Raw genomic sequence first — 21,874 nt, 5'->3', positions numbered from 1 at the left:
CGATGGAACGGACCCTGTACGAGTGGTTCGCCGCGAGCGTGGAGCGATACGGCGACCGGCTCGCCCTGGAGGTGGGCGAGGAACGCCTCACCTACCGGCAGCTGGCCGCGCTCGCCGACCGGGTGGCGGCCGCGATTCTCGCCTGTCACGGAGACGTCCCGCGCCGCGTCGGCCTGCTGGCCGAGCGTGGCGTCCTCGCCTACGCCGGCTATCTCGGCGTGCAGCGGCTGGGCGCGACGGTGGTCCCGCTGGGACCCGGCTTCCCCGCTGCTCGCAATGCGGCTGTCGCGGCCGCTGGTGAACTGGACCTGGTCCTCACCGAGGACGCCACGATCTGGACGGGGCCCGTCCCCGCGACGGTCCTGACACGGAAGTCGGCCGGCCCGCGGCCCGTGTTGCCGCCCTGCCCGGCGAAGCCGGACTCCACGGCGTACATCCTGTTCACGTCCGGCTCGACGGGCGTGCCCAAGGGGGTGCCGATCCGTCACCGCAACGTCTCCGCGTACCTGTCGCACATCGTGCCGCGCTATGAACTGGGACCTGGCTGCCGGATGTCGCAGTTCTTCGAACTCACCTTTGATCTGTCGGTCTTCGACATGTTCGGGGCTTGGGGAAGCGGAGCGGCCCTCGTCGTGCCGACCCGAGGGGAGCTTCACGCGCCCGTGCGCTTCGCTGTCGAGCGGAAGCTGACCCACTGGTTCTCGGTCCCGTCGCTGGTGTCGTACGCGCAGAGGCTGCGCAGCCTCGCACCCGACAGCCTGCCCGCGCTGCGCTGGAGCCTGTTCTGCGGCGAGCCGCTGACTCTGCAACAGGCCGAGGCATGGCGGGCGGCGGCCCCCGGCAGTGAGATCGAGAACCTGTACGGGCCCACCGAACTCACCATCAGCTGCAGCCAGTACCGGCTGCCGCGTGACCCCACCGACTGGCCCCGGCCCGCCAATGGGACCGTGCCGATCGGTACGCCCTATCCAGGTATGGAGTTCGGGGTACGGGACGGTGAACTGTGCGTGCGGGGATCGCAGCGCTTCCCCGGATATCTGGACCCGGCTGACAACGTGGGCCGATTCACGGCCGACGTCACAGGTCGCGAAGGGAAGGGGGAGCCGACCCTCGACGAGCACTGGTACCGGACGGGGGACCGGGTGATGTGGGCAGACGGTCAGCTCGTCCACTTGGGACGGCTGGACCACCAGGTCAAGGTGCACGGCTACCGGGTGGAACCCGGCGAGATCGAGGCAGTCCTGCGCGAACAGCGAGGGGTGGTCGAAGCCTTGGTGGTGGCCCTCGACTCGGGGCAGGCAGGCTGCGAACTGGAGGCGGTCTGCGCCGGATCCGTACCTGACCCGGAAGGGCTGCTGGACGCGTTGCGAATGAGGCTACCCGCGTACATGGTGCCGCGCGGGGTCACGGTCTACGAGGAACTCCCGCTCAACGCCAATGGAAAGGTCGACCGGAAGAAGGTGACGGCCGAGATAGCGTCCGCCCACGCCTGATGAGAGCCCGCACGATGTCGGAAAGCCTCCTCGAAGGCGGGACCTGGACAGCGGGATCTTCGCGCTGAACGTGCTGCCGTGGTCCGCTGCGCGGTCAACGCGGGTGGCGACGTGCTCTCAGTGCTGGAGCAGGCAGAAAGGGTGGCCTGCCGGATCCGCGTAGATGCGCCAGCTCCGCCCCTCATGGCCGTCGTCGAGCACCACCGCTCCCCAGGCCAGCACCTTCTCCTGGGCTCGGTCAAGGTTCGGCACACCGAAGTCCAGATGGAATTGCTGGGGCCGCTCCGGGTTCGGCCACTGCGGGGGCTGGTAGTCCGGCGCCCCCTGGAAGGCCAGCACGAGACCGGACGGCAGGTGCAGCGTTGCCCAGGCATCGTCCAGACTCCAGCGCTGGTCCTGCTGATTGACGGTCCCGCCGAGCAGCGACCGGTAGAATTCGGCAAGTCGCATCGGATCGGAGCAGTCCAGCACCACACACTGCAGTTCAGCGATCATGGTCAGATTCTAAACAGTCACCAGAAAAAAGGCACGATCTGTACCCGATCGCCCGATATATCGGGATCGGCACGAGCTGGCATCGGCGGATCGAACCGGCTTGAGCAGGGCTCGGCGGGATGAAAGCAGAACCAAGGGCCCGGTGACCGGGCCGCACGCGCGGTGGTGGCGCGTGCGGCCCGGGGGCGGTGACGATCCCGAAGCGGGGGACGCTCAGGTGAAGTTCACGTCACTGCACAGGAAGTACGTCTGGTCCATGTGCGAGGCCTGCCGGATCGTGTAGACGACGTGCCGGCCGCTGTAGCCGCTGGTGGTGACGGGGATCTCGTAGTTCTGGCTCGGCCCGTACTGGCCGGTCTGCTTGACCAGTTGCAGATCGTTCCAGGTCGGCGCCTGCGTGGCGGGGCCGAAGCCCTGCCGGGTGACGTAGACGAGGAAGTAGTCCGCGCCGTGGCTGGCCTGGTCTTACAGCTTCACCGTGAAGTCCTTGGTGACATCCGTGGTCTTCCACGCGCCGGGCGTGTCCAGCGAGTTGTAGCGGCCGCTCTCGGTCCGGCCGCCGCTGCAACAGCTGACCGTTCGGGATGACCGCCTGGAAGTTGCCCGCGGAGCCGTCGCGGTAGAGCCCGGGTTCCGGTATGGGAGCGCTCCCATATTACGTTTGTGTTGCGCGGCGACCTAGGTCTGAAACGCGCCATCGCATCCGCCGGGGTGTTTGTCGTCGCAATGTTTTGTGTATCCGGAAATTACTGGTGAGGGATTATTTATCCATCGATAAGGGATGTTTGGAGCGTTAAAATTGGAACGTTCAAAGTATTGACGAACCTTCCGCCGGGAAGCCACGATTTGCTGGCCACCGGCACGGGTGGTCGAACCATCGGAATTCTGTCCGTTTGATTTCGTGCCCCATGCGAAGGGTCGGTACGTCCGTGTTCCCCCACACGCTCCAGCGCAAAATCGGCACAGCCATCGTGGCGCTCGGTGTCGCCGCTTCATCTCTCGTGATCGGTTCCGGCTCGGCCCAGGCGGCCGAAGCGGCCGTGGCCGAGGACAACGCCAACGCGATCGTCACTTTCACCAACAACGTCAGCGGCGGGGTGTACACCTGCGAGGTCACGACGCCCAACGGCCTCGGACACCCTCCCACCCAGCCTCATCAGCTCTCCTGGCGGTCGGTCGTCGTATGCGGTGTCGTCGTGCGCATGTACGGGGTCAGCGCCTCGTACGTGTGGGGCAGCGACCTCGCCTACTACCCGGGCAGTACGTACGACATCACCGGCACGATCGCCGAGACCGTCGGCAGGGTCAACGTGCCGCCGGGGGCATGGGGGTTGAACAGCAACGTCATCATCTTCACCCCGGCCGGGTACACGGCCACCCCGGGCAACGGCTGCGCGACCGTGGCCGACGACCAGACCAAGTGCACCGCCACGGCCGGTCCGATCCTGGTCAGTTGAGTCCGATGACGTTCCGCGGCCCCGGTCTTGGGGGCCGGGGTCCGGAGGTCCGGAGGTCCGGTCCAGGAGGCCCCGTCCAGGGAGTCCTTGGCCAGGAGGGATCCGGTCCGGGGGGCAGACGCGGGCCGGTTCGTGGTCCGTCGCGGTGGTGCCGGTGACCTCGAACTCCGCGTCGGCGACCTGCGTCCCGTCGGCCGCCTCGGCCACGAGCGTGTCAACGGCCGCCCGGTTCGCCGACGGCGGTGATCTTCTGGCCGTCCGGGGCGACGAACACGATGCGGGCGGTCGCTCCGTCGGCGTCGGCACCCGGGAAGCACCGCTCCACCAGGTCGAACGCCTTCTGGGACTCGCTCCCCGGCATGGAGTTCGAGTCGTCGGGGGCGGCGGGAGCCTGGACGGCGGAGAGACCCACGACTGCCAGGACGGCCACCGACAGCAGGGTTATGTACCGGCGTTGCTGGAGGGCGATCCGGCCCAGCCGATAGAGGAAGGTCGCCACGGGGAGAGGTCTCCAGGGTCTGTTTCGGAGGTGTCGCGGTTCGGGGGCCGCGCCGACTCACCGGTCAGGGGATACGGCGGCAGGGTACGGCGGCGGGAACGTCAGGCTGACTGCCGCTGACCGCTCTGCTGAGTGCTCTGCCGACCGCTCGGCCGACCGTTCCGCCGGTCGCTGCCCCGCAGCAGGCTGACGCCCGCCCCGAGCGAGACGACGCCCATGCCGACGCTCGTCGCCACGCCCTGCGCGCCGTCGACGACGAAGGGCGCGACCGCGGCGACGACCAGGTTGAACAGGAAGAGGAACCAGAGGACCGGCTTGGAGGAGAGCAGCGACTTCATGACGTTTCCTTACGAAGGGGAGCGGTGAACCTTTCGCCTTCCACGATCCCGGCGCGGGCCGGACGGCACGAGAGAGCACGCTCCCGGACGGTGGTGTAGCCCGCTACACCACCGTCCGGGAGCGCGCATCCTCGTGACGGAGGGGGGACGCGGGGATCGTTGGACCCGGCTGATCCCAGAGGTTTGCCGCCCCTCTTCGTAAGGAACCGTCATGAAGTCGCTGCTCCTGCCCGGGCCGGAGACGGCGTACGAAGCGCGCCGCGCGGAGCGGCTCCCGGAGCGCGGCACGCAGCGGCTCCCGGAGCGCGGTACGGACCGTACGGACGGCGGTACGGCGGGCCCGCGCCCCGGTCCGCTGGCCTCCTTCACCCGGTTCGTCCTCTGCGGCGGCGGGGTCGGCGTGGCCTCCGGCGCGGCCGTGGCGCTGCTGGCCGGGGCGATGCCCTGGGCGGTGGCGAACGCGCTGATCACCGTCGCCTCCACCGTTCTCGGCACGGAGCTGCACGCCCGCTTCACCTTCGGCGCCGGCGGGCGTCCCGGATGGCGCCGGCACCTCCAGTCGGCGGGATCGGCCTCGGCCGCCTACGCGGTGACCTGCGCGGCGATGCTCGTCCTGCACCTGCTGCGGCCCTCGGCCGGGGCGCTCTCCGAGCAGGCCGTCTACCTCGCCGCCTCCGGGCTCGCCGGAGCCGGACGATTCCTGCTGCTGCGCCTCTTCGTCTTCGCCGGCGCTGGCGCCGGTGCTGGGTCCGGCACCGGTGCTGGGTCCGGCATCGGCAGGCGCTACAGCTGGCGCAGGTGGTCGCGCAGCGTCCGGGCGGCCTGCGCCATGAGGGCGTCCGCGCCCGGCTGGGCGTTCGCGGGGACCAGGGACTCGGTGAGGACGGCGACGGCGAAGGCGCTGCCGTCCGCGTGTTCGACCACGCCGATCTCGTGGCGGAGGTTGAGGAGCGTGCCGGTCTTGGACGACCACGTGGTGGCGTCGGAGCTGAAGTCGGGGGCGAGGCGGTGGCGCAGCACGTTGTGCGACATGAGCCCGCGCACCCGGTCGGCCACGTCCGGATGGATGGTGGTCGGCGTCCACAGGGCCTGGAGCAGGTCGACGTAGGCACGGGCGCTGCCGGAGTTGGCGCGGGCCACGTCGAGCTGCGGCAGCCGGTGGCCGTGGCCCTGGGTGCCGGCGTCTATGGCGAGCGCGTGGGCCAGATGTGCCTGGGCGGCGTCGAATCGTTCCGCCGGGGTGTCGCTCAGTCCGCGCGTGTCGTGCCGTACGGAGATGCCGTGCAGGCCGAACCGGTGCAGGATGCCGGCGACCTCGGCGGGCGGGGTGAGTTCGAACAGCGCGTCGGCGGCCGTCCCGTCGCTCACACAGGTGCTCAGATAGAGCAGGTCGTCGATCGCGATCCGGGCCGGGTGGCGGAACCGGCTCAGCCCGGTGGGTCCCGGTGTGGTGATCCGGCCGGGCCGTACGTCGAGCGCGGTCGCCCCGTCCAGTTCGCCGCGCCGGATGCGCTCCAGCGTCGCCAGCGCGAGGGGGATCTTGACCAGGGAAGCGGTGGGGAGCTGGGTGTCCGGCTCGATGCCCAGCTCCTGGCCGGTGCGCAGATCGCGGACGAGGAGGCAGCCGTGGAGGCCGCCGTCGAGCAGCTCCTGGCGCAGGCGGCGCAGCATCGCCTCGGTGCTCATGAAGTCGCCTCGCGCTCGGTGCGGCCGCCGGTTCTGTCTCTGCTGCTGTGGCTGCCGCTGCCGCTGTCTCTGCCGCTGTTCGGCCCCGTGCCTGTGCCCGTGCCCGTATCGGTTCCCGCGCCCGTACGTGTATACGTCGGCGCCGCCGCTTCCGTTCCCAGGCAGCGGGCGATCGCGTCGCCCAGCCGCGCCCGTACGCGCTCCGGGTCGCCGGTGGCGGCCGAGGCGAGGGCGAACCCCCGGCTGAGCGCGCTCTCGCCGACGGGACGCCAGTGCAGGCCGAGTTCCGCCGCCTGCGCCGGTGAGCACAGCAGCACGTCGCGCGAGCAGAGGACCTCCGCCGCCGCGGACGTCAGGTCGGGTGCGACGACGAGCTGGGCGGGCCGCAGCCCCACCGCGTCGCGCAGCCGCGTCAGCGGGTCGCGGATGTGCGGTACGTCGTCCTCCGGCTGGATCCAGACGCGGCGGGCCGGTCCGGGGGAGGCGCGCCCCAGGCGCAGCGTCTCGACGTAGACGCGGTTCACGCCGGGGTCGTCGGCGCCCGCCAGCCCGAGCGGGAGCGACCAGGCGGCCTCGTCGGGCGGTACGGCGAGCAGCGCGGCGCGCACCTGCTGGGTGTGGAGCAGCTCGGCCCGCTCCGCCGGGGGCGCGACGCGCAGCTCCAGCATGATGCCCCGTCCGCGCCCGTCGGCGACGAGGCGGGCGAGGCCGGCCGGCGGGCAGATGCCGGGCACCGCGAGCCGCCAGGGCTTGCGCCGGGCTGCCTCCGCCTCGTGGTGGAGCACCTCGGCCGCCCGTACGAGCGCTCGCGCCGCCGACAGCATGTCCCGGCCGAACGGGGTGAGGGTCGCCCGTCGCGAGGTGCGCTCGAACAACTGCTCTCCGAGGTGTTCCTCCAGCGCGGCGACGCGCCGGCTCGCCACCGGCTGGGACATCCGCGCGGCGGCCGCCCCGACGGTGAAACTGCCGCGCTCGCTCACGCTGACGAACGCCCGGCACGCTCCCACCAGATCCATGGCCCCACCGTATGCGTTCGTATGCATTTTCGTCATGAAGGGACGCACAAGCGTATTGGACCGCATGGCCGCCGGAGGGTGAGGTGGAGGTGGCAACCGCGACCGTGCCCCGGCTGGGCCCGGTCGCCCCTTTTCCCGTGCGCTTCGCGCGTTCCCGTGCGCTCCGCGCGACGGGGTCGGCCAGGAGGTCAGCATTCATGCCCATGCCCGTGCTCATGTCCACGTCCATGCCCATTCAGTACGCCCGTGCCCGGCGCGCCCTTATCGGGGCGTTCGGCATGCTCGTCCTCGTACCGCTCACGGCCTGCGGACAGGACGGCGTGGCCGGGGACGCGTCCGCGGCCACGCCGTCCGCGAGAGCGACGGCCTCTGCCACGGCTACGGTCACTCAGCCGTACGCCGACGCCTTCAAGGGACTTGAGAGCAAGTTCGACGCGCGGCTGGGGGTGTACGCGGTCGACACCGGGACCGGCGAGGAGGTCGCGTACAACGACGGCGAGCGCTTCGCCTTCGCCTCCACGTTCAAGGCCCTCGCCGCCGGTGCCGTACTGCGGAAGCACGCGCCCGACGGGATGGAGAAGGTCGTCACGTACTCCGAGAGCGACCTCGTCAGCAACTCACCCGTGACCGAGAAGCACGTCGCGACCGGCATGACGCTGCGTGAACTCTGTGACGCCGCCGTCCGCTTCAGCGACAACACGGCGGCCAACCTGATGCTCGATCACATCGGCGGGCCCAAGGGCCTCAACGCCGTACTCAAGAAGCTGGGCGACGACGTCACCCGGATGGAGCGCCGCGAGCCGGGGCTGAACGAATGGGTCCCGGGTCAGACGCGTGACACCAGCACCCCGAAGGCGCTCGCCGCCGACCTGCGCGCGTTCGTGCTCGGGGACGCCCTCGGCGCGGGGGAGCGCGCGCAGCTGACGAAGTGGCTGCGGACCAACACCACCGGCGACGAGCTGATCAGGGCCGGGATGCCCAAGGACTGGGTGGTCGGCGACAAGACCGGGGCCGGCGGCACCTACGGCACCCGCAACGACATCGCCGTGGTGTGGCCCTCCGACGGCGCTCCCCTGGTCATGGCGATCCTGTCGAACCGGACCGAGAAAGATGCCGAGTACGACAACAAGCTGATCGCGGAAGCGGCGTCCGTGGTCGCTGACACGCTGTCATAGCCCCGGCGCGGTGGGCCTGTCGGGCGGCGGATCGAGCGGCGGATGGGCGGCGGATCGGGCGGCGGGCACCGGTCGGTGGAAGGGCTGTGCGGGAAGCGCGCGAGTGCCGGTTGGACCGTACGAGTGGTGTTCATCCGAAGAACTGCGTACGGGCGGCGTCGCTCCCTGGATTCCCGGGGTGCGTCCACATCATGAGGAAGGTATGTAGATCGCGCAACTCGACAGCGCGATCGAGAACCGACCGAACTCGACCGAGATCCGCACCACACCGAACCACACCGAACCGAAACGAAACGAAAGCGAGGGGTCATGGCCGCCAACAAGGTCAAGACACTGTGGACCGTCCTCATCACCGCCTTCTTCGCGATGCTCGCCTCCCTGGGGCTCACCGCCCCGGCCGCCGCCGCCGGCACCGCCGTGCAGCAGCCGGCCGACCAGCCCGCGCCGGCACCCGCCGCCGCGTCGCACCACGCCGCCGAGGCCGGTACGGCCAGAAGGGCGGTGGTGCCGAGGGCGCTGCCGCGTGACCGGTCGCTGCCGCCCACGATCAAGCAGCGCATCCGCGCCGAGGCGCACGGTTCGTCACCGTCGGTCCGTCATCTGCCCGCCGTTCTGCCGAGCGAGACCGACGCCGCCGCGGCACGGACGAGCACGTACGCGGCCGACGCGGCGCTCGTCGCAGCGTGAGGCGCCGGGAAACCCGCGGTCTCCCGGCGCCCGTCGAATCCGGCAGCCGCAGTAGCAGCCGCAGCGGTCACAACCGCAGCAGCCGCCACCGGGGCACCAGTACCAGCCACAGCACCAGCCACATCACCAGCACCAGCACCAGCCCCGGTCACACCAGAATCCCCGGTCACACCAGAATCCCCGGTCACAGCAGAACGTCCTCCCGTGACCCGTTCTCCCGCGACCGTGACCCGTTCTCCCGCGACCCGTTCAGTGATCAGGGACGGTCGTCCCGATTCCGGTCCCGCTCCGCCGCCTCGGCCTCTGCCTCGGCCTGCTTGGCCTCGACCTCGGGATCGAGTGGATCGAGCGGATCTGCGGAGTGGACCACATGGCTGCCGTCCACGGACGTCAGCGGAGCCCGCTCCGAGACCTCGGTAGCGGCCGGCGGCTCCACCAGCCAGTCCGGATTGGCCTGCTTGTCCCACCACTTCCAGGCGGCGAAAGCCCCACCGGCCACTACACCGAGGACCGCCAGGCCCTTGACCAGCCGGCCGGCCCTGGCCCGCCGCTCGTGCTTCCTCACCAGCTTCTGGATCTCCTTCGTCGTGACCTGTCCGCGCAGCGCGGCCAGAGCCGCCGCGGAACGTGCCGCCGCCTGCTCGGCGACCGGCTGTGCCGTGGCCACCGCCTGCTCGACCCGGGGCACCGTGTAGTCGGCCGCCTGACGGGCGGCCTTGCGAGCATGGTGCACACCGCGGTGAGCGGCCTCATCGAACTTCGGGGGTACTCGGGGCGCCACATGGGCGCCGTACTGCTTACGTGCTTGTTTACGCGCCTGCTGCGCGGCCTTCGACACGGTCGGGGCGAGCTGCTTGCGCGCCTCGCGGGCGTATACAGCGGCCTGTTCCTTGGCCAGAGCGGCCTGTTCCTTGGCCGTACCGGCGTAAGGTGCCACCGCTTCCGCGGCGTGCTGCACGCTTTCCTTCGCCGAACCGGTAGCGGCGCGCACGCTGTCCATGCGGGTCACAGGATCATCCTCCTCGGTGGCGTTCCGTATTTCGCCTATCCACCCTTTTCGAAATCATGCATGGCACGGACCGCTCCGGCATGCATTACGCGCATCCGGGTCATGACCGAGGGTCACGCGACGCGACGTGGGCAACGCCCCGCGCCGCCGCTCACGGCTGCCCTTTCGTACCGTCCGCGGCTTCTGTTCCCGGTCCGTACCCCTTCCGTGCGAGGATCGTGAGAGTCAGCGAAGACTCACGGAAGGCACATCGTGGCCGAGCAGCTTTACGCCACCCTCAAGACCAACCACGGCGACATCGAGATCCGGCTCCTGCCGAACCACGCGCCGAAGACGGTCAGGAACTTCGTCGAGCTCTCCCAGGGTGAGCGCGAGTGGGTCAACCCGGAGACCGGGCAGAAGTCCCAGGACCGGCTGTACGACGGGACCGTCTTCCACCGTGTCATCGGCGACTTCATGATCCAGGGCGGCGACCCGCTGGGCAACGGCACCGGCGGCCCGGGGTACAAGTTCGCGGACGAGTTCCACCCCGAGCTGGCCTTCACCAAGCCGTACCTGCTGGCCATGGCCAACTCCGGCCCCGGCACCAACGGCTCGCAGTTCTTCATCACCCTGGCGCCGACCGCCTGGCTCACCGGCAAGCACACCATCTTCGGCGAGGTCAGCAGCGAGGCCGGCAAGAAGGTCGTGGACGCCATCGGCGCCACGCAGACCAACCCGCGCACCGACCGCCCGGTGCAGGACGTCGTGATCGAGTCCGTCGCCGTCGAGACCCGCTGACGAAGTGCCGACACCGCACAGACCGTAGGGTTCCCGGGGTTCCGGGAACCTTCCCGCCCTGCCCGTCCGTAGTGGTTACATACCGGGTGGGCGGGGCGGTGCGCTGTGCCCGGCCGCGTACCGTCCGCCGCTACGAAGACCGAGGGGACCGATGGACCACCCGCCAGGCGGCCACGGAGGCCAGGACCAGCAGCCCGCCGTCAACCAGTCCGCGCCCAGCTGCTACCGGCACCCGGGCACGGAGACCGGCATAAGCTGCACGCGCTGCGAGCGCCCTATTTGTCCCGAGTGCATGATCAGTGCCTCCGTCGGGTTCCAGTGCCCCGACTGCGTCAGGCAGGGCTCCGGTACGGGACACGGGCCGGCGGCCAACCAGCCGCGCACCCTCGCGGGCGGCTCGATCGCGGCCGACCCCCGGCTGGTCACGAAGATCCTGCTGGGCATCAACGCGGCGGTCTTCATCGCCGTCCTCGCGGTGGGCGACCGGCTCGTCGAGGATCTCGACCTCATCGGGCGTGTCCAGTACGCCATGTTCGAACCGCTGGCCGGCGTCGCCGAAGGCCAGTGGTACCGGCTCTTCACCGCGATGTTCCTGCACCAGGCGATGATGCACTTCGCCTTCAACATGCTCAGTCTGTGGTGGCTCGGCGGACCGCTGGAGGCGGCGCTCGGCCGCGCCCGCTATCTGGCGCTCTACCTGGTCTCCGGACTGGCGGGCAGCGCCCTGACCTATCTTCTCTCCGCGCCGAACCAGCCCTCGCTCGGTGCGTCCGGCGCGATCTTCGGGCTGCTCGGCGCCACCGCCGTACTGATGCGCCGGCTCAACTACGACATGCGGCCGGTCCTGATCCTGCTCGCGCTGAACCTGGTCTTCACCTTCGCCTGGCCCGGCATCGCCTGGCAGGCCCATGTGGGCGGGCTCATCGGCGGTACTGTCATCGCCATCGCCATGGTGCACGCGCCCCGCGAGCGGCGGTCCCTGGTGCAGTACGGCGCCTGCGGTCTGGTGCTGCTCGCGACGGTGATCGTGGTCGTGGCCAGGACCGCGGCGATCACCTGACGCGTCCTCTCCCAGTCTCTCCGGACTTCTCTCCGACTTCTCTCCGGGCGGGCGCGCGACGCGCGAACGAGCGAGTCGGGGAAAAGTTGTCCACAGACTGTGGCGGATCTTGTGCATCCTGTGGGGAACGGGCGCGCCCCTTGTCCTCGGTGCCGGACTGACCAGCAGGGACAAGGGGCGAGCGCGTCATCAGGATGGGCGACCCAGTCACACCGGCGTCAACATCCCGTGGAGTTATCCACAGATCTTCTGACCTTTTCCCCTGCTTGTGGATAACCGTGTGGACAAGTCAGGGGAGAGCTTGACGGCCCGGAAGGGGACCGGCTACTTCCACTGGGTGGAGACACCGAAACCGGCGGCGATGAAGCCGAACCCGACCACGATGTTCCAGTTCCCGAAGCTCTGCACCGGCAGATCGCCGTCGGTCACATAAAAGATGACGATCCAGGCCAGCCCGATCAGGAACAGCGCCAGCATGACCGGGGCCACCCAGCTCCTGTTGGTCAGCCTTATGGCGGTCGCCTGCTTCGCCGCCGGGGGCGGCGTGAAGTCGGCCTTCTTGCGGATACGTGACTTCGGCACGAGGGACTCTCCTGTCGATGCGCTGCGTTACCGCGCAGGGAACTGTCAAGGGCGGTGACCGAAGGCGGGGAGCAGGGGGATCACCGCCGCCGTCGGGCGTCCGTTAGCGTAGTGCTTCCGCGGCGCCTTAAGGAGATAAGGATACGTTGAGCAATTCCGCCGACTCGAACCCAGGCCCGGTCCTCCGGCGGGTCCGGCGACCCGTCCGGCTGCTCACCGCCGCTGTCTTCGCGCTCGCCGGTCTCATCTTCGTGACCAGCTTCAATACCGCCAAAGGCACCAATATCCGCACGGACGCCTCGCTGCTGAAGCTCTCCGACCTGATCCACGAGCGGGACCGCAAGAACGCCGAACTGGGCGACTCCACCGCCGCCGTACGGAGCAGGATCGACGCCCTCGTCGCCCGCGACCACGGCTCGACCGCCGCCGAGGAGGCCCGGCTGCGGGCGCTGGAGACCTCAGCGGGCACCAAGCAGCTCACCGGCAAGGCCCTCACCGTCACCCTGGACGACGCCCCGCAGAACGCCACCGCGAACCCCGGCTACCCCGATCCGCAACCCAATGACCTGGTGATCCACCAGCAGGACCTCCAGGCCGTCGTCAACGCCCTGTGGCAGGGCGGCGCCGAGGGCATCCGCGTCATGGACCAGCGGCTGATCTCCACCAGCGCCGTGCGGTGCGTGGGAAACACGCTGATCCTCCAGGGCCGCGTCTACTCCCCGCCGTACAAGATCACCGCCGTCGGTGACCAGGGCAGGCTGCGCAAGGCCCTCGACGATTCCCCGGCGATCCAGAACTACCAGCTGTACGTCAAGGCGTACGGACTCGGCTGGAAGGTCGATGAGCTGGGCAAGGAGACGCTCCCCGGCTACTCGGGCACCGTCGATCTGCACTACGCGGAGCCCGCCGGATAGCCGTTCCGACGGCGGGCCGCCGACCCGTCGGCCGCGGGACCCCTGTGGCGCCTGTGACGAAGAGCAAGTCCCGAACGTCCGTGCAGCTGCCCCATGCACCGCCCACGCGCCGGTGCGGGCCTTTAGTCTGGTGCGGTACCGCCGGGCGCGGTACCGGACGGAAGGGACCGCATGTACGGCTGGATCTGGCGGCATCTGCCGGGCAACGTATGGCTGCGGGCGGCGTTCTCGCTCGTATTGGCGCTGGCTGTCGTCTACGTGCTGTTCCAGTACGTCTTCCCGTGGGCGGAGCCGCTGCTGCCGTTCAACGACGTGACGGTCGACGGAGCGGGGGCCGCCCGGTGAGTGCCCGGATCCTCGTCGTCGACAACTACGACAGCTTCGTCTTCAACCTCGTCCAGTACCTCTACCAGCTCGGCGCCGAGTGCGAGGTGGTACGGAACGACGAGGTGGCCACCGCGCACGCCGAGGACGGCTTCGACGGCGTGCTGCTCTCCCCCGGCCCCGGCACCCCCGAACAGGCCGGTGTCTGCGTCGACATGGTGCGCCACTGCGCCGCGATCGGCCTGCCCGTCTTCGGTGTCTGCCTCGGCATGCAGTCGATGGCCGTGGCGTACGGAGGCGTCGTCGGCCGCGCCCCCGAGCTGCTGCACGGCAAGACGTCGCCGGTCACGCACGAGGGCAAGGGCGTCTTCGCCGGACTCCCCTCGCCGTTCACCGCGACCCGCTACCACTCGCTGGCGGCGGAGCCCGCGGAGCTGCCGGCCGAGCTGGAGGTCACGGCGCGGACGGCGGACGGCATCATCATGGGCGTACGCCACCGTGAACTGCCCGTCGAGGGCGTGCAGTTCCACCCGGAGTCGGTCCTGACCGAGCACGGGCACCTGATGCTGGCCAACTGGCTGGCGCAGTGCGGCGATCCCGGCGCGGTGGCCCGCTCGGCGGGCCTGGCGCCGGTGGTGGGCAAGGCGCTCGCGTGACCGCACTCCGCCCCGAACACGACGCGGGTCACGGGGCTTCGTACGGACAGGGCGGGTACGAGGACGACGGCGCGTTCGAGTCGGCGGTGGACGGGTTGGCCGACCCGCTGAACGATCCGCTGCCGGGGCAACGGCCCTCGGCGCAGCCGCCGTTGGACCAGCCGATGCCGGCGCGCAGACCCGGGCGGCACCGGGGGCCGCGGCAGGAGGCGCCGCCGGGGGTTCCGCAAGGCGTCCCGCAGGGGCCGCCCGCGCACCCCGTACCCCCCGCGCAACCCGTACCCCCCGCGCAACCCGTACCCCCCGCGCAACCCGTACCCCCTGCGCACGCCGTACCGGCGTCCCAGCCTCTGCCTCCGGCTCAGCCGATGCCGCCGACTCAGCCCATGCCGGCGGTCGGGGCGGCTCGGCCCGTACCTCCGGCCCAGCCCGCGCACCCCGCCCAACCCGGCGAGTACTACGGCCAGTACGTGGCGGAGGCCACCCAGACCTTCCAGCCGCCGCCCGCCCCGCGCGGTCGGTCCGGCCCGTCCGGCTCCAGGACCCCGCCGCCCCCGCCGCCCCCGCCGCCGCCCGCGGCCGCTCAGGGGCCTCGGAGCGGGCCGGGGCCGCAGGAGGGGTGGTCCGGGGGCTCATCGGCTCTCGTGGCCGGACAGACGGCCCCTCTGCCCATCGTGGAGCTGCCCGACCAGGCCGGCCCGACCGCACCCGAGGCGCACACCCCTGCGACCGCGACCGGTGGCCGGGCCGAGCGCCGCAAGGCCGCCAAGGGCGGCGGTGGCCGGGGCCGCAGGCGTACGGACGGACCGCCGCCCGGGGCGGGCGCACCGGCTGGAGAGGGAGCGGGCGGAGAAGGCGCCGGTGGAAGAGCCGGTGGAGGGGCCGGAGACACAGCCGGGTCCGACGCGGCGTCCGCCATGACGGCCAACCGCATTTCGAGGCCGCTCTCGCGCATGGAGGCCCGGCGCGCCGCGCGTGCCCTCAAGGAGAGCCCCGCCGTCATCATCAGCCGGGCGGTCGGCGAGCTGTTCATCACCTTCGGTGTGCTGATGCTGCTGTTCGTCACGTATCAGCTCTGGTGGACGAACGTGCGGGCCGATCAGTACGCGGGCAAGGAGACCAACAAGATCCAGGAAAGCTTCACCAAGGGCCGCACGCCCGGCGCGTTCGAGCCCGGTCAGGGCTTCGCGATCATGCACATCCCCAAGCTGGACGTGGTCGTTCCGATCGCGGAGGGCATCAGCAAGGGGAAGGTCCTCGACCACGGCATGGTCGGCCACTACGCCGAGGGCAGCCTCAAGACGGCGATGCCCGCCGACAAGCAGGGCAACTTCGCGGTGGCCGGTCACCGCAACACCCATGGTGAGCCGTTCCGTTACATCAACCAGCTGAAGCCCGGCGACAAGATCATCGTCGAGACGCAGGACGCGTACTACACGTACGACATGGCGAGCATCCTGCCGCAGACCCCGCCGTCGAACGTGAGCGTCATCCAGCCCGTGCCCCAGGGGTCGGGTTTCACGAAGCCCGGCCGGTACATCACGCTGACGACCTGTACCCCGGAATTCACCAGTACGTACCGCATGATCGTGTGGGGCAAGATGGTGGACGAACGGCCGCGCGCCGAGGGCAAGCCGGACGCTCTCGTCCGCTGACAGCGCCCGCAGGGGCCGGCCGCAATCACGACAGGGACGGGGACGGGTGCGGTGGCAGCGAGTACCGAACACGACGAACAGGCCGACGCGCCGCCACCGCCCCGCTCGCCCCGGGACCGGGACCACGCCCAGGACCACGCCCAGGACCGGGCTCCGGCGGAGGCCCCCCGCGCCCGTCGCCCCCGAAGCCGCGTCGCGGCCGCGGTCAGCGTCTTCGGCGAACTGCTCATCACCGCGGGCGTGGTGCTGGGTCTCTTCGTCGTCTACTCGCTGTGGTGGACGAACGTCCTGGCCGACCGCGCTGCGGCCAAGCAGGGCGACGACGTCCGCAACGGCTGGGCCCAGCAGGAGAACAGCACCGGCACCGGCGGCGGCCCCAAGACCTTCGACTCGGCGGACGGCATCGGCTTCCTCCACGTCCCGGCGCTGGGCGGCAGCGAGATCCTGGTCAAGAAGGGCACCAGCACCACGCTGCTGAACGACGGGATCGCCGGCTACTACACGGACCCGGTCAAGTCTGCCCTCCCCTGGGACAAGAAGGGCAACTTCACGCTGGCCGCGCACCGCGACGGCCACGGGGCGCGCTTCCACAACATCCACAAGATCAAGACGGGCGACTACGTCGTCTTCGAGACGCGCGACACCTGGTACATCTACAAGGTCTACAAGGAGCTTCCGAAGACCTCGAAGTACAACGTGGACGTGCTGGCGCCGGTGCCGGAGGAGTCGGGCAGGACCAAGCCGGGCCGGTATCTGACCCTGACGACCTGCACGCCGGTCTACACCTCGGACTTCCGCTACATCGTCTGGGCCGAGCTGGACCGCACGCAGAAGGTCGACAAGCAACGCACGCCGCCGCCGGAGCTGCGCTGAGGTTCAGGCAGGCAGGCGGACGAACGGAAGAAGCCCCGTCCCCCACCGAGCACGGTGGGGGACGGGGCTTCTTGGTTGTGCGCTTACCGGCCCGGGTCAGCCCGTTCCGCCGATGAAGCCGGAGTTGTTGCCCCCGTTGCCGTTTCCGCCGTTCCCGTTGTCGCCGCCGTTGCCGTTCTGGCTGCCGAAGACCCTCAGTGAGACGGTGTCACCCTTGTTGAGCTCGCTGCCGCCGCCGGGATCGGTGTCGAGAACCCGTGCGCCGTCAGGGGTGTTCTCCGGGACGGAGACCTGGAGGCCGAGTCCTTCGAGCATGCCGCGTACGGCTCCGACCGTGCTGAACTTGATGCCGTCGTTGGGGATCGTCACCTTCTCGGGCTGCTCATCCTGCTTCGGCCCGTTGGAGACCTCAAGGGAGACCTGACTGCCCTTTTCCGCCTTCGTGTTGCCCGACGGGCTCTGCTTGATGACGGTGCCCGCCGGCTCGTCCGAGTCGACCTGGGTCGGGTTGACGGTGAAGCCGAGGATGGTCAGCTGCGACTGGGCGTCGGCCAGCGCGTTGCCGGTCACGTCGGGCACGCTGACCTTCGCCTGCTTCGCGATCGTCAGTGTGACGGTGGTGCCCGTCTCGACTTCCTTGCCGGCCTCGGGGTCCTGGCTGAGCACCGTGCCCGGAGTGGCGCTGTCCGACTCCTCTTCCTTGGTGTCGACCTTGAACTTCTCGCCTTCGAGGATGTCCGTCGCGCTCTGCTTCTGCTTCTCCGTGACGTCCGGGACCTTGACCTGCGGCGCGCCCTCCGAGACGACGACCTGAACGGTGTCGCCTTCGTTGATCTTGCCGGTCTCCGGGATCTGGCTGCAGATGGAGCCCTTGGGTACCTCGCAGCGTTTGGAGTCGATCTGTTCGAGCTTCACATGCGAGTTCTCGGCCATGGATTCGGCCTCTTTGAGGGTCTTGCCGACGACCTGTGGCACGTCCACCGGGTTGGGGTCGTTGCCGTCGCCGCTGAAGAGCGCCCTGCCGATGAGGATCGCGCCGATCAGCACCAGGATGCCCGCGACCGCGAGCAGGATCGTGGAGGTGTTGGACTTCTTCTGGTTGCCGCGCCGCCGGCCCTGCCGGTCGTCGTAGCCGTCGTAACCGCCGTCGTCCGGGTTCATCGGCGGGAGCATCGACGTCGGGGCGCCCGCGTTGCCCTGGTGCATGGCCGCCGTCTGCTGGTCCTGGCCGCCGTAACCGCCGTATCCGACCGCGCCCATGGCGGCGGTGGCGGCGACGGGCTGGCCGTCGAGGCAGGCCTCGATGTCGGCCCGCATCTCGTCGGCGGACTGGTAGCGGAAGTCGGGGTCCTTGACGAGCGCCTTGAGGACGATCGCGTCCATCTCGGGCGTGATCTCGGGGTCGAAGACGCTCGGCGTCTGCGGCTCTTCCCTTACGTGCTGGTACGCGACCGCGACCGGGGAGTCCCCGATGAAGGGCGGCCGGACCGTCAGCAGCTCGTAGAGGAGGCAGCCGGTGGAGTACAGGTCGGAGCGCGCGTCGACCTGCTCGCCCTTGGCCTGCTCGGGGGAGAGGTACTGGGCGGTGCCGATGACGGCGGAGGTCTGCGTCATCGTCATGCCGGAGTCGCCCATCGCGCGGGCGATGCCGAAGTCCATGACCTTGACCTGGCCGGTGCGCGTCAGCATGACGTTGGCCGGCTTGATGTCGCGGTGGACGATCCCGTTGCGGTGCGAGTACTCCAGCGCCTGGAGGATGCCGACCGTCATCTCCAGCGTGCGCTCGGGCAGCAGCCTGCGCCCGGAGTGCAGCAGTTCGCGGAGGGTCGAGCCGTCGACGTGCTCCATCACGATGTACGGGAGGGAGACCCCGTCGACGTAGTCCTCGCCGGTGTCGTAGACCGCGACGATCGCCGGGTGGTTCAGGGAGGCAGCCGACTGGGCCTCTCTGCGGAACCGCGCCTGGAACGACGGGTCACGGGCGAGGTCCGCCCGCAGGGTCTTCACGGCGACGGAGCGGCCGAGCCGGGTGTCATGGGCGAGGTAGACCTCCGCCATGCCACCACGGCCGAGCACCGAGCCCAGCTCGTACCGGCCGCCGAGGCGACGCGCCTCTTCCATAACTGTTCCAGCCCTCTCCGTCAGTCCCGACCGCACCGGTGTGTGGTCCGGCGGTGTGCTGTTCGCGCCTACGCTACCGGGGACGCCGTACGCGGTTGGCCCGTAACGGTCACCTGATATACGACCGGTATCGCAATGTGCAGGTATGGACATGAGCCGTGACCGGCGTCACTTCTTGTCGACGACCGCCTGCATGACGGACTTCGCGATCGGGGCGGCGAGACCGCCTCCGGAGATGTCGTCACGGTTGGCGCCCGAGTCCTCCACCACGACAGCGACGGCCACCGGGGAGCCCCCGTTCACCTTGGCGTACGAGATGAACCAGGCGTACGGGTTCTTGCTGTTGTTCTCGCCGTGCTGGGCGGTACCGGTCTTGCCGCCGACCGTCACGCCGGGGATCTTGGCGTTGGTGCCGGTGCCCTTCTCGACGACCGTCTCCATGATGCTCTGGAGCATCTGCGCGTGCTCCTGGGAGAGCGGCCGGCTCTGCTCCTCCGGCTCCGTCTTCTCCAGCACGTCCACGCCCGGCGTCTCCAGCCGGTCGATCATGTACGGCTTCATCAGCTTGCCGTCGTTGGCGACCGCGGCGGCGAGCATGGCCATCTGGAGCGGGGTGGCGCGGGTGTCGAACTGGCCGATGGAGGAGAGCGCGGTCTGCGACGCGTTGATGTCCTCGGGGAAGAAAGAGGCGTTGGCGCGGACCGGGATGAACTGCTCCTCGTTGAAGCCGAACTTCTTCGCGGTCTCCAGCATCTTGTCGGCGCCGACGTCGGTGCCGAGCTTGCCGAAGACGGAGTTGCAGGACATCCGCAGCGCCTCGCGCAGCGAGACGTCCTTGCAGGGGATGTTGTTCTCGTTCGGCAGCGGGGTGGTGGTGCCCGGCATGATCCACGGGAGCGGCGAGTCGGTCTTCGCGTCGACGTCCTTGATCACGCCGTGCTCCAGCCCGGCGGCCGCGGTCAGCACCTTGAAGGTGGAGCCGGGCGGGTAGGTCTCCCGCAGGGCCCGGTTGAGCATCGGGTTGTCGGGGTCGCTCTTGGGCTGGAGGGCGTTGTACGCCTTGCTGTCCGCGTTCTTGCGGCCCGCGAAGGTACTGGGGTCGTAGCTCGGGGTGGAGGCCAGCGCGAGGATCTTCCCGGTCTGCGGGTCGATGGCCGCGACGGCGCCCTTCTTGTCGCCGAGCCCCTCGAAGGCGGCCTTCTGGGCGGCGCCGTTGAGCGTGGTGACGACGTTGCCGCCCTTCTTCTCCTCGCCCGTGAACATGCCCAGGGTGCGGTCGAAGAACAGCCGGTCGTCGTTGCCGGTGAGGACGCCGTCCTCGAGGTTCTCGATCTGGCTGGCGCCGAAGACCTGCGAGGCATATCCGGTGACGGGAGCCCACATGGGGCCGTTGGTGTAGGTGCGCTTGTACGTGAACAGCGTGTCGTCCGTCTTGGCTGAGCCGGTGATGGGCTTGCCGTCGACGATGATGTTGCCGCGTTCGCTCTTGTAGCGCTCGATGTCGACGCGCTTGTTGTACTCGCTCGCGTTCAGCTCGTCCGCTTTGACGTACTGGAGCCAGTTGACCCGTACGAGCAGGGCGAGGATCAGAAGTCCGCAGAAGATCGCGATGCGGCGCAGCGGCTTGTTCACGGTCGGACCACCTGGGTCATCTCGGCGTCGGGGGACGGGGCAGGTGCCGGGGCGGGGCGCCGCGCGGTGTCGCTGATACGGATGAGGATGCCGATCAGGGCCCAGTTGGCGAGGACGGACGAACCGCCGTACGCGACGAACGGCATGGTCATACCGGTCAGCGGGATGAGGCCCATGACGCCGCCCGCGACGACGAAGACCTGGATGGCGAACGCGCCGGAGAGGCCGATGGCGAGAAGCTTGCCGAAGGGGTCGCGGGCGGCGAGGGCGGTGCGCACACCGCGCTCGACGATCAGCGCGTAGAGCATCAGGAAGGCCATCGTGCCGGCCAGCCCGAACTCCTCACCGACGGTGGTGAGGATGAAGTCGGCGTTCGCGGCGTAGGTGATCAGGTCGGAGTTGCCCTGGCCGAGTCCTGTACCGAGAGTGCCTCCGGAGCCGAAGGACATGAGCGCCTGGCCGATCTGGTTGCAGGCGTCGCTCGTCTCGTAGCAGGAGAAGGGGTCCAGCCAGGCGGTGACACGGGCCTGGACGTGCGGCTCGAACGTGGCGACGCCGACGGCGCCGCCGACCGACATCAGCAGGCCGAAGACGATCCAGCTGGTCCGCTCGGTGGCGACGTACAGCATGACCACGAAGAGGCCGAAGAAGAGCAGCGAGGTGCCGAGGTCGGTCTCGAAGACCAGGATGAGGATCGACAGACCCCAGATGGCCAGGATCGGTCCGAGGTCGCGGCCCCGCGGCAGGTAGAGGCCCATGAAGCGGCGGCTGGCGAGGGCGAGCGCGTCGCGTTTCACCATCAGATAGCCGGAGAAGAAGACCGCGATGACGATCTTCGCGAACTCACCGGGCTGGATGGTGAAACCGGCGATGTTGATCCAGATCCTGGCGCCGTTCACCGGGCTGAAGAACATCGGCAGGATCAGCAGGACCAGACCGACGGCCATGGAGATGTACGTGTAGCGCTGGAGGATGCGGTGATCCTTCAGGAGTACCAGTACCGCCGCGAAAAGGGCGATGCCGAGCGCCGAGTACATCAGCTGCTTCGGCGCGTCGGGTTGGAAACCGCCGAAGGCCTTGCCACGCTCGATGAGCCGCGGTGACTGGTCCAGACGCCAGATCAGCACCAGCCCGAGCCCGTTGAGCAGGGTCGCCAGCGGCAGCAGCAGCGGATCGGAGTACGGGGCGAACTTGCGCACCACGAGATGCGCGACGCCGGCGAGCAGCGCGAGGCCCAGCCCGTAACCGGCCATGCCCGCGGGCACCTTGCCGTCGAGCGCCAGCCCCACGTTCAGGTACGCGAACACCGGAATGATGACGGCGAACGCGAGCAGGGCTAGCTCGGTGTTGCGGCGGCTCGGTGCTTCGATCGCGCCGATGGTGGTCGTGTTGGTGACAACGCTCATGGTGGTGAAAGGCCCC

Annotated in this window: 21 protein-coding genes and 1 pseudogene; 11 read left to right on the top strand and 11 right to left on the bottom strand. The window is 69.6% G+C overall.

Features of this window, described 5'->3' with window-relative positions; genetic code table 11:
• Positions 1–2: 2 nt before the first annotated feature.
• Complete coding sequence (locus OG627_RS17395) at positions 3–1,493, top strand: AMP-binding protein (RefSeq protein ID WP_329066095.1); 1,491 nt, start codon at positions 3–5, stop codon at positions 1,491–1,493.
• Positions 1,494–1,610: 117 nt separating this feature from the next.
• Here the strand turns inward: OG627_RS17395 and OG627_RS17390 are convergent, their stop codons facing one another.
• Positions 1,611–1,988, bottom strand: a complete 378-nt coding sequence (locus tag OG627_RS17390; RefSeq protein ID WP_329066093.1) for a VOC family protein — start codon at positions 1,986–1,988, stop codon at positions 1,611–1,613.
• A 213-nt stretch (positions 1,989–2,201) separates the two neighbouring features.
• A pseudogene (locus tag OG627_RS17385) lies at positions 2,202–2,616 on the bottom strand (lytic polysaccharide monooxygenase); the annotation flags it as partial.
• A gap of 301 nt (positions 2,617–2,917) precedes the next feature.
• Between OG627_RS17385 and OG627_RS17380 the strand changes: the two are divergent.
• Complete coding sequence (locus tag OG627_RS17380; protein ID WP_329066091.1) at positions 2,918–3,445, top strand: hypothetical protein; 528 nt, start codon at positions 2,918–2,920, stop codon at positions 3,443–3,445.
• A gap of 214 nt (positions 3,446–3,659) precedes the next feature.
• On the opposite strand, the gene OG627_RS17375 is transcribed toward OG627_RS17380, so the two are convergent.
• The 4 genes from OG627_RS17375 to OG627_RS17355 form a co-directional block, all read right to left on the bottom strand.
• Entirely contained in the window at positions 3,660–3,944 is a 285-nt protein-coding gene (locus OG627_RS17375; RefSeq protein ID WP_329066089.1) for a hypothetical protein, read from the bottom strand.
• Positions 3,945–4,045: 101 nt separating this feature from the next.
• The gene (locus tag OG627_RS17370) at positions 4,046–4,282 is read right to left on the bottom strand and encodes a hypothetical protein (RefSeq protein WP_329066087.1); all 237 of its coding nucleotides are present in this window, start codon (positions 4,280–4,282) and stop codon (positions 4,046–4,048) included.
• A gap of 783 nt (positions 4,283–5,065) precedes the next feature.
• Complete coding sequence (locus tag OG627_RS17360; RefSeq protein WP_329066085.1) at positions 5,066–5,968, bottom strand: serine hydrolase; 903 nt, start codon at positions 5,966–5,968, stop codon at positions 5,066–5,068.
• On the bottom strand, positions 5,965–6,984 hold the full coding sequence (locus tag OG627_RS17355; protein WP_329066083.1) for a LysR family transcriptional regulator: 1,020 nt from the start codon (positions 6,982–6,984) through the stop codon (positions 5,965–5,967). The genes OG627_RS17360 and OG627_RS17355 overlap by 4 nt, the downstream gene beginning before the upstream one ends.
• Before the next feature lie 233 nt (positions 6,985–7,217).
• Between OG627_RS17355 and bla the strand changes: the two genes are divergently transcribed.
• Entirely contained in the window at positions 7,218–8,159 is a 942-nt protein-coding gene (gene bla, locus OG627_RS17350) for a class A beta-lactamase (RefSeq protein ID WP_443073633.1), read from the top strand.
• 309 nt (positions 8,160–8,468) lie between these two features.
• Positions 8,469–8,846: a DUF6344 domain-containing protein gene (locus OG627_RS17345; protein WP_329066081.1), complete on the top strand. Its 378-nt coding sequence runs from the start codon at positions 8,469–8,471 to the stop codon at positions 8,844–8,846.
• 256 nt (positions 8,847–9,102) lie between these two features.
• On the opposite strand, the gene OG627_RS17340 is transcribed toward OG627_RS17345, so the two are convergent.
• On the bottom strand, positions 9,103–9,846 hold the full coding sequence (locus tag OG627_RS17340; protein WP_329072736.1) for a DUF5324 family protein: 744 nt from the start codon (positions 9,844–9,846) through the stop codon (positions 9,103–9,105).
• 261 nt (positions 9,847–10,107) lie between these two features.
• Here OG627_RS17340 and OG627_RS17335 point away from each other — a divergent pair, with 261 nt between their 5' ends.
• Both OG627_RS17335 and OG627_RS17330 read left to right on the top strand, forming a co-directional pair.
• On the top strand, positions 10,108–10,635 hold the full coding sequence (locus OG627_RS17335) for a peptidylprolyl isomerase (protein ID WP_329066079.1): 528 nt from the start codon (positions 10,108–10,110) through the stop codon (positions 10,633–10,635).
• Between the two features lie 151 nt (positions 10,636–10,786).
• Positions 10,787–11,695 carry a rhomboid family intramembrane serine protease gene (locus OG627_RS17330; RefSeq protein WP_329066077.1) on the top strand — a complete coding sequence of 303 codons (909 nt, stop codon included), beginning with the start codon at positions 10,787–10,789 and terminating at the stop codon, positions 11,693–11,695.
• A 324-nt stretch (positions 11,696–12,019) separates the two neighbouring features.
• On the opposite strand, the gene crgA is transcribed toward OG627_RS17330, so the two are convergent.
• Complete coding sequence (gene crgA / locus OG627_RS17325) at positions 12,020–12,277, bottom strand: cell division protein CrgA (protein WP_329066075.1); 258 nt, start codon at positions 12,275–12,277, stop codon at positions 12,020–12,022.
• Between the two features lie 146 nt (positions 12,278–12,423).
• Here crgA and OG627_RS17320 point away from each other — a divergent pair, with 146 nt between their 5' ends.
• The 5 genes from OG627_RS17320 (at position 12,424) to OG627_RS17300 (ending at position 16,699) form a co-directional block, all read left to right on the top strand.
• Positions 12,424–13,191, top strand: a complete 768-nt coding sequence (locus OG627_RS17320; protein ID WP_329066073.1) for a DUF881 domain-containing protein — start codon at positions 12,424–12,426, stop codon at positions 13,189–13,191.
• Positions 13,192–13,362: 171 nt separating this feature from the next.
• Entirely contained in the window at positions 13,363–13,536 is a 174-nt protein-coding gene (locus tag OG627_RS17315) for a hypothetical protein (protein ID WP_329066071.1), read from the top strand.
• On the top strand, positions 13,533–14,171 hold the full coding sequence (locus OG627_RS17310) for an aminodeoxychorismate/anthranilate synthase component II (protein ID WP_329066069.1): 639 nt from the start codon (positions 13,533–13,535) through the stop codon (positions 14,169–14,171). The genes OG627_RS17315 and OG627_RS17310 overlap by 4 nt, the downstream gene beginning before the upstream one ends.
• 386 nt (positions 14,172–14,557) lie before the next feature.
• Positions 14,558–15,826: a class E sortase gene (locus OG627_RS17305; RefSeq protein WP_443073494.1), complete on the top strand. Its 1,269-nt coding sequence runs from the start codon at positions 14,558–14,560 to the stop codon at positions 15,824–15,826.
• 51 nt (positions 15,827–15,877) lie between these two features.
• On the top strand, positions 15,878–16,699 hold the full coding sequence (locus OG627_RS17300; protein WP_329066066.1) for a class E sortase: 822 nt from the start codon (positions 15,878–15,880) through the stop codon (positions 16,697–16,699).
• 96 nt (positions 16,700–16,795) lie between these two features.
• Here the strand turns inward: OG627_RS17300 and pknB are convergent, their stop codons facing one another.
• The 3 genes from pknB to OG627_RS17285 all read right to left on the bottom strand — a co-directional run bounded on the left by pknB (position 16,796) and on the right by OG627_RS17285 (position 21,858).
• Positions 16,796–18,820 carry a Stk1 family PASTA domain-containing Ser/Thr kinase gene (pknB, locus tag OG627_RS17295; RefSeq protein ID WP_329066064.1) on the bottom strand — a complete coding sequence of 675 codons (2,025 nt, stop codon included), beginning with the start codon at positions 18,818–18,820 and terminating at the stop codon, positions 16,796–16,798.
• Between the two features lie 168 nt (positions 18,821–18,988).
• A complete protein-coding gene (locus OG627_RS17290) occupies positions 18,989–20,452 on the bottom strand; it encodes a peptidoglycan D,D-transpeptidase FtsI family protein (protein WP_329066062.1) in 1,464 nt (487 codons plus the stop codon).
• Positions 20,449–21,858 carry an FtsW/RodA/SpoVE family cell cycle protein gene (locus tag OG627_RS17285; RefSeq protein ID WP_329066060.1) on the bottom strand — a complete coding sequence of 470 codons (1,410 nt, stop codon included), beginning with the start codon at positions 21,856–21,858 and terminating at the stop codon, positions 20,449–20,451. Before OG627_RS17285 ends, OG627_RS17290 begins: the two co-directional genes overlap by 4 nt.
• Positions 21,859–21,874: the final 16 nt, after the last annotated feature.

The organism is Streptomyces sp. NBC_01429 (assembly GCF_036231945.1).
Lineage (GTDB): Bacteria > Actinomycetota > Actinomycetes > Streptomycetales > Streptomycetaceae > Streptomyces.
The sequence above is the reverse complement of the archived record's forward strand: the minus strand, read 5'-3'. Positions and strand labels throughout refer to the sequence as shown.